Annotated in this window: 2 protein-coding genes; both read right to left on the reverse strand. The window is 73.4% G+C overall.

Annotated features, from left to right (window positions below; all coding sequences use genetic code 11):
* Nucleotides 1-346: 346 nt before the first annotated feature.
* Nucleotides 347-1,021, reverse strand: coding sequence for a YqjF family protein (locus NBZ85_RS31125; RefSeq protein WP_261563422.1), 675 nt, complete (start codon nt 1,019-1,021; stop codon nt 347-349).
* Between the two features lie 55 nt (nt 1,022-1,076).
* A complete protein-coding gene (locus NBZ85_RS31130; RefSeq protein ID WP_261557012.1) occupies nt 1,077-1,319 on the reverse strand; it encodes a hypothetical protein in 243 nt (80 codons plus the stop codon).
* Between the last annotated feature and the right edge of the window lie 32 nt (nt 1,320-1,351).

The following is a 1,351-nucleotide window of genomic DNA, read 5'->3' on the forward strand; positions in this document are numbered from 1 at the left end:
GCTCACCGACCTCCCACCCCACGCCCGACGCCCCCGATCCACCGGCAGCGCCGCCACCGGCAGCGCCGCCACCGGCAGCGCCGGGATGCGTGCAGAGCCAGGCGGCGAGCCGAGAGCGCAGCCGATCCGGATCGTCCTGGAACGGAACGGCCACCGCGTACCCCCTCGCGCCAAGCCGGACGGCATGGCGCTCGACCCTCAACTCGGAAGAGACCCGAGGACTGCGACATGCACGAGCCGAACAGATCGAACGCGAGCCCTACCGAACCAGCTTCTGGCCGACCCCCCGCGCCGCGCAAGTACCACCGGGCGGGAGACTCGTTTTCGAACACGGCCGGAACCGGCATCAGGGTCGCTGTGGTCCGATCCGGACGTCGACGCCCGGGGAGTAGTGGACGAGTGGATCGCCGGTCGGGTGCGGCAGCCCGGCCGCGGTGAGCAGGTGATCGTCGACGTCGAGCAGGTCGGCGCGGTGCAGCGGCCACGGCTCGTGCCAGACCGGGGCGTGGCGGCGCCGCCCGCCGGCAGCGCTGAACAGCCGCCAGCGGGCGGTCAGGGAGTGCTCGCGCGGGCCGAGCTCGGCGGCGGCGAACGGCGTGCCGACCCGCACCCGCACCCGGCTCTCGGCTGCCGCCGGCCGCGGGGCCCGCCGCCGGCACCGGTAGGCGATCTCGTCCCCGACCCGGGTCAACGCCATCGACGACCAGAAGTACGGCAGCCGGAACCGCGTGCGGGCGACGGCGACGGCGCCGAACCGCGCGGCGTCCAACGACAGAAACCACACCCCACGCCGGCCCGCGGCGTCGACGACGTAGGTCCGCACGTTCGTCTCGCAGAACGTCGTCACCGGCCCGAACCCCCGGCCGCCCGCGGTCGCCACCCGCATCCGGAACGGCACCAGCCCCACCCAGGCGGCGCCGTCGAGAACCTCGACCCGCAGGTGCGGGGGCACGAACCGCGCCACCACCGCCGGGTCGAACGCCCAGTGGACGAATGTCAGCTCCTCCCAGCGCTGCGTCATCGTGGGCCTCTCGATCGTGAACGGGCAGGACCCACCCGCCCCGCCGGCCGGAAACTCAACCAACTCGGCCGCCGAAGAAGACCTCCGTGCGGACGAGCTGGTCGCCGCGCACCGTGCTGAACTCCGTGTTGCGGTACCGCTCGCCGGTGCGCAGCTCGTATTCGTAGAGCAGGAACACGCCGCCATCCCCCGCCTCGACGAGCGCCAGGATCTCCTGGGAGACGAACCGGTCCGCCGTCGGAAAGCACCGCAGCAGGTAGGCGGCGAAGGCCGCACGGATCACGTCGGGGGCGGACATCACGGCTCCTCCGGCGGTCTACGAGCGCGGGT

Origin of the sequence: Frankia tisae (assembly GCF_025403405.1) — a bacterium.
Lineage (GTDB): Bacteria > Actinomycetota > Actinomycetes > Frankiales > Frankiaceae > Frankia > Frankia tisai.

Coding starts and splice junctions, on each gene's coding strand:
- NBZ85_RS31130 (WP_261557012.1), bottom strand. CDS start 1,319: ATGTCCGCCCCCGACGTGATCCGTGCGGCCTTCGCCGCCTACCTGCTG.
- NBZ85_RS31125 (WP_261563422.1), bottom strand. CDS start 1,021: ATGACGCAGCGCTGGGAGGAGCTGACATTCGTCCACTGGGCGTTCGAC.